This is a genomic window from Planktothrix sp. (assembly GCF_046067725.1).
Lineage (GTDB): Bacteria > Cyanobacteriota > Cyanobacteriia > Cyanobacteriales > Microcoleaceae > Planktothrix.
In genome coordinates, this window is the sequence record NZ_JBJUDF010000238.1 from 1 (window position 1) to 8,441 (window position 8,441).

At 41.6% G+C, this 8,441-nt stretch carries 7 protein-coding genes and 1 pseudogene; 5 read left to right on the forward strand and 3 right to left on the reverse strand.

Going from position 1 to position 8,441, the window contains the following annotated elements; all coding sequences use genetic code 11:
• The 3 genes from ACKPEB_RS14785 to ACKPEB_RS14795 all read right to left on the reverse strand — a co-directional run.
• On the reverse strand, positions 1 to 1,619 hold a 1,619-nt coding region (locus ACKPEB_RS14785; protein WP_408965691.1), incomplete at its 3' end, for a pyruvate formate lyase family protein.
• A 161-nt stretch (positions 1,620 to 1,780) separates the two neighbouring features.
• The gene (pflA, locus tag ACKPEB_RS14790) at positions 1,781 to 2,566 is read right to left on the reverse strand and encodes a pyruvate formate-lyase-activating protein (protein WP_408965692.1); all 786 of its coding nucleotides are present in this window, start codon (positions 2,564 to 2,566) and stop codon (positions 1,781 to 1,783) included.
• A 154-nt stretch (positions 2,567 to 2,720) separates the two neighbouring features.
• The gene (locus ACKPEB_RS14795) at positions 2,721 to 2,954 is read right to left on the reverse strand and encodes a HypC/HybG/HupF family hydrogenase formation chaperone (RefSeq protein ID WP_408965693.1); all 234 of its coding nucleotides are present in this window, start codon (positions 2,952 to 2,954) and stop codon (positions 2,721 to 2,723) included.
• Positions 2,955 to 3,355: 401 nt separating this feature from the next.
• Between ACKPEB_RS14795 and hoxE the strand changes: the two genes are divergently transcribed.
• The 5 genes and pseudogenes from hoxE to ACKPEB_RS14820 all read left to right on the forward strand — a co-directional run.
• Positions 3,356 to 3,877: a bidirectional hydrogenase complex protein HoxE gene (gene hoxE / locus ACKPEB_RS14800; RefSeq protein ID WP_408965694.1), complete on the forward strand. Its 522-nt coding sequence runs from the start codon at positions 3,356 to 3,358 to the stop codon at positions 3,875 to 3,877.
• Positions 3,878 to 3,947: 70 nt separating this feature from the next.
• Positions 3,948 to 5,564, forward strand: coding sequence for an NADH-ubiquinone oxidoreductase-F iron-sulfur binding region domain-containing protein (locus ACKPEB_RS14805; RefSeq protein WP_408965695.1), 1,617 nt, complete (start codon positions 3,948 to 3,950; stop codon positions 5,562 to 5,564).
• A gap of 112 nt (positions 5,565 to 5,676) precedes the next feature.
• A complete protein-coding gene (gene hcp / locus ACKPEB_RS14810; RefSeq protein ID WP_408965696.1) occupies positions 5,677 to 7,320 on the forward strand; it encodes a hydroxylamine reductase in 1,644 nt (547 codons plus the stop codon).
• A 139-nt stretch (positions 7,321 to 7,459) separates the two neighbouring features.
• Complete coding sequence (gene hoxU / locus ACKPEB_RS14815; RefSeq protein WP_408965697.1) at positions 7,460 to 8,176, forward strand: bidirectional hydrogenase complex protein HoxU; 717 nt, start codon at positions 7,460 to 7,462, stop codon at positions 8,174 to 8,176.
• Positions 8,164 to 8,441 (forward strand): annotated as a pseudogene (locus ACKPEB_RS14820) (oxidoreductase); the annotation flags it as partial. The gene hoxU and the pseudogene ACKPEB_RS14820, both read left to right, overlap by 13 nt.

Consider the following 8,441-nt stretch of genomic DNA (forward strand, 5'->3'; position numbering starts at 1 on the left):
AAAGAATCAGCTACAACGGATAACCCTGCGATCCCACAAGCTAAAGTTCGATAAACATCCCGATCATGTAACGCCATTTCAATGCGTTCATAACAGTATTTATCGTGCATATAGTGAATCACATTCAGGGTATTGACGTATAATTTCGCCAACCATTCCATCATTTGATCAAATTTGGCAACGACTTCATCATAATCTAAATATTCAGAAGTAATCGGAGCAAATAGGGGGGTAATTTGTTCCCCAGTTTTTTCATCTTTTCCGCCATTAATCGCATAAAGTAAAGCTTTAGCTAAGTTGGCGCGTGCTCCAAAAAATTGCATTTGTTTGCCAATCCGCATGGCACTAACACAACAAGCAATTCCATAATCATCCCCATAGATAGGACGCATGAGATCATCATTTTCATATTGAATGGAACTGCTATCAATTGAAACTTTAGCGCAGAATTTCTTGAAATTTTCAGGTAAGTTTTCTGACCATAAAACCGTTAAATTCGGTTCTGGTGCGGGGCCTAACGTTGATAATGTATGCAGGAACCGGAAACTGGTTTTACTGACTAATGAGCGTCCGTCTTCTGCCATTCCTCCGATACATTCTGTTACCCAAGTGGGATCACCTGAGAATAATTGATTATATTCTGGGGCTCGTAAAAATCGTACCATCCGCAATTTAATCACAAAATGATCGATAATTTCTTGGGCTTCAGATTCCGTTAAAATCCCTTGTTTTAAATCCCGATTAAAGTAGATATCTAGGAAAGTTGAAACCCGTCCCAAGGACATGGCGGCACCATTTTGTTCTTTAACAGCCGCTAAATAACCGAAATACGTCCACTGTACGGCTTCTTTGGCATTGGCAGCCGGAAGACTCAGATCAAATCCATAACTCGCCGCCATGATTTTGAGTTCTTTTAAGGCTTTAATTTGTTCTGAAATTTCTTCCCGTAGTTGAATGGTGGTTTCGACAATTTCATCCAATTCTAAGGATTCAAGTTGTGCTTTTTTATCAGTAATTAATCGATCAATTCCATACAACGCAATGCGACGATAATCGCCAATAATTCGTCCCCGTCCATAGGCATCGGGTAATCCGGTAATAATACCAGAATGTCGCGCTTTTTTCATTTGATGAGTATAGGCATCAAAAACTCCATCATTATGAGTTTTGCGATATTTCGTAAAAATTTCTTCGGTTTCGGGATCAAGTTCATAACCATAGGAATGTAAAGAAGCTTTAACAACCCGAATTCCACCAAAGGGCATAATTGCACGTTTTAAGGGCTGATCGGTTTGTAAACCGACAATTTGTTCTAAGCTTTGATCAATATAACCTGGGCTGTGAGAAATAATATTAGAAGGAATTTTTGTATCCACATCTAAAATGCTTTTTTCCCGTTCTACCTGCATTAAATCTCGAACTAAATTCCACAGGGTTTGAGTTCGTTCTGTGGCAGGAACTAGAAAGGATTCATCCCCGACATAAGGAGTGTAATTTTTGTGAATAAAATTTCTGACATTAATTTCTTGTGTCCATTTCCCTTCAATCAATCCTTGCCATTGGTCACATAAATTACTATTGGATTGATCTAAGATTCGACGTTCATTTGTAGCAATCATAATTCAAACTAACCTAATTTGATTTGAAACTTTAAGTCTTGACGTCAATAGTAGTAGCGGATGAATTTAGAAGTGATAACAGAGACGGATGACTCAACCTGAAAGCTTTTCTCTTTAGTTCAAATGTTGCTTATTTCCTGTTTTCTTTAATCTTAGCAACTTTATTGAACTGAAATTCCATAACGCTTAAAACAGTCTTTAACTTGATTAATCTGCTCAGAAGTCGGGATAGGTGTATCTTGGAGGCGATAAGTGTATCCTAGTTTTTCCCACTTATATTCTCCGAGTTTGTGGAAAGGTGATAATTCTACTTTTTCCACATTTTTTAATTGAGAAATAAACTTAGCTAATCCTTCAACATTGTCGGGATCATCGGTCAGATTAGGAACTAAAACGAACCGAATCCAAGTGGGTTTTTTAATCTCGTTCAAATAGTGAGCAAATCTCAAGGTGGGTTCAATGGAAGTACCCGTTACTTGACGATAGGTTAACGGATCAAAGGATTTAATATCCAATAAAACCAAATCTACAAATTCGAGTATAGGTTTAGCAACGGTTAAGTTAACGAAACCTGAAGTATCCAAGGCGGTGTGAATTTTGATCTCTTGGCAGCGTTGGAAAATTGCTTGAACAAAGTTAGGTTGGACTAAGGGTTCACCCCCACTAATCGTAACACCTCCTCCCGAAAATCGCATATAAGAGCGATATTTTTGAATGTCAGCAATCAGTTCATCAACGGTAATTTCTACGCCATCTTCTCGGTTTCGAGTGTCAGGGTTATGGCAATAAAGACACCGGAGACAACAGCCTTGAGTAAAAATAATAAATCGGATTCCTGGGCCATCAACGGTGCCACAAGTCTCTATAGAATGAATCCGACCTGAAACTTTAGAAAGCGGTGAAATGCTTTGAATGGTTTCTGGATGTTGATGGGTTTTAACCGTCATGGTGATACCCTAATTTCATCATATCCAATCCCAGATTAAGAAGGTTTTAAGAATGTTTAAACTCTCTCTGCCTCATTTTTGATCAGGAACCTGGTGTTCCCTGATGTTATTCTCTAACACAACAGGGAAAATTAAAATCCTCTCTTAACGTATTTTAACTAATTGTCACCATTTGTTGTAAATCTGTTAAGGTTTGTTGTGCGGCTTGTTCATCGACAATACTCAGGGCAAAACCCACATGAACAATGACATAATCACCGACTTGAACCTCTGGAACATAAGCGAGGTTGACTTCTTTGACCAGTCCGCCAAAGCTAACTTTTCCCATTTTTTGTAAGGGATCATTGCCAGAAATACTGAGCAATTGACCGGGAATCGCTAAACACATTGCTTTACCTATATTATTGTTACATTTCTTAAAGGACAGAGGAGCACTTATGAGGAAATCAACACCTGTTCTAGGGGCTGATTTTCCTTCTGTTTGGTGTCTTCCCCATCTCATGGTTCCATTATTAACTCAGACTGATTAATTCTTTTTTTTATTTTAAGACTTTTTTCCAGAAGTAGGAAGTAGACTTACTATTTAGAATAGAAGTTGGAGTCAAACTCAGAATCGTCGAAATAAACAACACAAGAGTTGTATAACCAACTCTTAACAAAGTCTACAATCCCTAAGTCCACAAACGTTATTGAATTGGTGATCATTTTGCTGAACTGAACAGAACTTTTGGCAACGGATCTGGCATTAAAAATCAGCAACAATCCATATCATTAGTAGAGAACTGAACTATGCAATCTTCTACGGTAACTGCTGCAAAAGCCGATAAGCCCAAGGCTGAAACTGCTAAAGGAGGGGATAAACGATTTAAAGTCCTCGATATGACGATGAAGCGGAATCAATATCGTCAGGACGCTTTAATTGAAGTGCTGCACAAAGCGCAAGAATCCTTTGGCTATTTAGAAGAAGAAGTTTTAATTTATGTGGCGCGAAATTTAAAACTGCCCCTGAGTTATGTCTACGGGGTTGCCACCTTCTATCATTTATTCTCCCTCAAACCCAATGGTGCCCATACCTGTGTTGTGTGTTTGGGAACCGCTTGTTACGTCAAAGGTGGCGGGGATGTCTTAGCCGCATTAGAAGCGAAAACGGGAATTAAAGCGGGGGAAACTACCCCCGATGGTCAAATTTCCATTATGACCGCCCGTTGTATTGGCGCCTGTGGTATTGCTCCGGCTGTTGTTTTTGATGGTAAAGTTGCTCCCCAAATTTCCCCAGAGATGGCTTGCGATCGCATTGCGGAATGGGAGTAGAGAGATGTTTAACAGGCTTTAACAGGCAAGATGCCTGTTCCACAATACAGAGCAGAGGAACACAAAACTTATGGAATATAGCGAATTATTAGAACTAGCCGAAAAGGAACAAAAAGCTCAAAAGCCGATCCGGGTTCACTGTTGTACCTCAACGGGTTGTGTCGCGGCGAACTCCTTGGGGGTGAAAACCCAAATGGAACAGGCCGTTAAAACCGCCGGACTCGAAGATCAAGTGCAAGTGGTGGGTGTCGGTTGTATGGGCTTCTGTGGACGGGGGCCAATGGTGGAAGTCGAACCCGTCGGAGTGCAATATGAGAAAGTCACCCCGGAAGAAGCACCTTCAATTATTGAAGCCATTAATGGGGGAGAAGCTAAACCCGTCCAAGGCGATCGCCATCATCCGTTTTTCAGTCGTCAACTGTTAATTGTTCGGGAAAATAGCGGTAAAATTGACCCAGAAAAAATTGGCGAATATGTTGCCGTTGGCGGGTATCAAGCGTTATATCATGCCGTTTATGAAATGAGCCCGGCGGATGTCGTTGCCGAAATTACCAAATCGGGTTTACGGGGAAGAGGCGGTGCTGGATATCCCACCGGGTTAAAATGGGCCACCGTTGCTAAAATGCCTCCGGGTCAGAAATACGTGATCTGTAACGCCGATGAAGGCGATCCCGGTGCGTTTATGGATCGCAGTGTGCTAGAAAGTGATCCCCATCGCATCTTAGAAGGAATGGCGATCGCCGGTTATGCCGTCGGTGCGACCCAAGGGTATATTTACGTGCGGGCTGAATATCCCCTGGCGATTACCCGTCTGCAAAAAGCCATCCAACAAGCCAAACGCCAAGGCTTTTTAGGCAGTCAAATTTTTGGATCAGCCATTGATTTCCGTGTTGATATCCGGGTCGGGGCGGGAGCCTTTGTCTGTGGGGAAGAAACGGCTTTAATTGCTTCCATTGATGGCGGACGTGGCACACCTCGCCCCCGTCCTCCCTATCCCGCCGTGTCTGGGTTGTGGGGTTGTCCCACCTTAATTAATAACGTCGAAACCTTTGCGAATATTGCGCCGATTCTCAAAAAAGGAGCCGATTGGTTTGCTAGTATTGGTACAGAAAAGAGTAAAGGCACTAAAATTTTCTCCCTTACCGGAAAAATTCGCAATACTGGACTGATTGAAGTCCCGATGGGCATTAGCCTACGGGAAATTGTCGAGGAGATGGGCGGCGGAATTGCTGGAGGTGGCAAAGTCAAAGCTGTGCAAACCGGAGGGCCATCGGGCGGTTGTATTCCCGCCGATTATTTAGATACTCCGGTTGATTACGAATCCTTGGCCCAACTCGGATCGATGATGGGATCAGGAGGCATGGTGGTGATGGACGAAGACACCAGCATGGTGCAAGTTGCCCAATTTTATATGGAATTCTGCCGAGGGGAAACCTGCGGAAAATGCGTTCCCTGTCGGACAGGAACGGTGCAACTGTATCAAATGTTAACGAAAATTCTCAATCAACAAGCGACTCCCGCAGATATTGAGAAAATGAAACAGTTGTCGGAAATGGTGAAAGCCACCAGTTTATGCGGACTGGGACAAACCGCACCGAACCCAGTCTTGAGTACCTTACGGTATTTCCCAGAGGAATATACAGCTTTATTGAAATCGGAAGAAAACGAACAAGTTCCGGTGTCTTAAATTGATGCAATAGGAACCGTTTTACTCTGAGCAGGAGATAGAAGATTTAACGCTTCTATAGGATTGTAATTCACCCATTACAACACACACTTTAAACGAGGGTAAGTTCATTATGTTTTGCGAACAATGCGAACAAACAGCGAGTGGAAATGGGTGTCATCAATGGGGAGCTTGTGGTAAAAGTCCTGAAGTGAATGCTGTTCAAGATTTATTAATGTATTGCTTACGGAGTATTGCCCCCATTGCATTAAAAGCTTATGAGTTAGGAATTCCAAATCGGGAACTGGATCGTTTTACCTGTGAATCGATCTTTTCCACGATGACAAATGTTAACTTCAATCCGAAGCGATTTTCTGACTCCACCAAAGAAGCCTTACACTTTCGAGAAACCTTAAAACAAGCCGTAGAAAATCATACCTCGATTCAATGGCCAGAAATTTGTTCTTATCAGCCAAATTTTGAAGAAAGTTTAGCCGAACAAGGACAACAGTTTGCCTTGGATTTAATTCAAAAAGCTAGTGGAAATATTGATATTTATTCCCTGCAATTAACGACGATTTACGGCTTAAAAGGATTAGCGTCTTACACCTTCCACGCCTATGAATTAGGGCAAGAAGATGAAAAGATTTATCAGTTCATTTATGAAGCCTTAGCGTCTTTAGATCGTCAAGATTTAGACTTAAATGCTTGGGTCAGTTTAGCGTTAAAAGTGGGAGAAATGAACCTGCGGGCGATGGAATTATTAGATGCCGGACATACCGGACATTATGGACATCCAACCCCAACAACGGTTCCCTTAAATCATCGTCAAGGGAAAGCTATTTTAGTCTCTGGACATGATATTAAACAGTTGGAAGCGTTGTTACAACAAACCGCAGAAACGGGAATTACCGTTTATACTCATGGAGAACTTTTACCCGCTCACGGATATCCGGTTTTAAAACAAAAATATCCCCAATTGTACGGACATTTTGGCACAGCATGGCAAAATCAAACTAAAGATTTTGCTAAGTTTCCAGGGGCGATTGTGGTGACAACCAATTGTTTAATGCCACCCCATGAAACCTATGATCAAAAACTGTTTACAATTGGGCCTGTGGGTTATCCAGGGTTAAACTATTTACCCTCCGATGAAAATGGCACTCCTGACTTTACTCCTGTGATTCAAAAAGCCCTAGAACTCCCCGGATTTTCTGATGATGAAACGCCGCGTGAAGTCAAAACAGGATTTGCTCACAATGCCGTTTTAAATGTAGCAGATCATGTGATTGAAGCGGTTAAACAAGGCAAAATTCGTCACTTCTTTTTAGTGGGAGGTTGTGATGGAGCAAAACCGGGACGGAGTTACTATACCGAATTTGTGGAAAAAGTGCCGCAAGATTGTGTTGTCCTGACATTAGCTTGTGGAAAATTCCGCTTTTTTGATAAACAATTAGGGGAGATTGGTAACATTCCTCGGTTGATGGATGTGGGACAATGTAACGATGCTTATTCTGCCATTCAAATTGCGTTAGGGTTAGCTAAAGCCTTTGATATTGGGGTGAATGAATTACCCTTATCAATGATTTTGTCATGGTATGAACAAAAAGCCGTTGCGGTGTTATTAACCCTGCTCTATTTAGGCATTCAAGACATCCGTTTAGGCCCCACATTACCCGCCTTTATTTCGCCCAATGTCTTCAAATTACTGTCAGAAACCTATCATCTTAAACCAATTTCAACTCCCGATGAAGACTTGGCAGCTTGTTTAGCTTAAAGATTGGGTGGGCAAAAGCCCACCTTTATGCTACAAATCAGATTAAAACTTTTAGGAAGAAATGCTATAATGAAACAAGATACCTCTTAAAATAAAAGGATTAAATTTCATATTTAAACCTTATAGGAGATCAAAAAATATGTCTGTAAAAACCCTAACTATTGATGGAATTGATGTTGCTGTAGAAGAAGGAACATCCATTCTCAAAGCTGCCGAAGAAGCTGGAGTTAGAATCCCAAAACTTTGTCATTTAGAAGGGGTTTCTGATGTGGGAGCTTGTCGGTTATGCTTAGTGGAAATTAAAGGCATTAATCGTTTATTACCTGCTTGTGTTACAGAAGTTTCTGAAGGCATGGAAGTTTGTACAAACAGCCCCCAACTGCAAGATTATCGACGCATGACTGTAGAGTTATTATTTGCAGAAGGAAATCATGTTTGTGCGGTTTGTGTCGCTAATGGAAACTGCGAATTACAGGATGTTGCGATTGAAGTAGGGATGGATCATAGCCGTTTCCCCTACCGTTTTCCTGAACGAGAAGTAGACATCACTCATCCTAAATTTGGCATCGATCATAACCGTTGTATTTTGTGTACTCGGTGTGTCAGAGTTTGTGCTGAAATTGAAGGAGCCCACGTCTGGGATGTCGGCTATCGGGGGGCCGCAGCCAAAGTCATTACAGGGTTAAATCAACCTTGGGGTGAAGTAGATGCGTGTACTTCCTGTGGCAAATGTGTTGATGCTTGCCCAACGGGTTCTATCTTTAGAAAAGGCACAACAACCGCCGAAATGCAACGCGATCGCGAAAAACTAGAATTCTTAGCAGAAGCAAGAGGAAAACATCAATGGACAAGATAAGATTTGCTACGGTTTGGTTAGCGGGATGTTCCGGTTGCCATATGTCATTTTTAGACTTAGATGAATGGCTATTTGATCTCGCGGAAAAAGTCGATGTTGTGTTTAGTCCCGTCGGTTGCGACTTAAAAGATTATCCTGAAAACGTCGATGTTTGTTTAGTGGAAGGGGCCGTTGCTAACGAAGAAAATTTAGAGTTATTACATCAAGTCAGAAAACGCACGAAACTGTTAATTTCTTTTGGAGATTGTGCGGTAACAGCTAACGT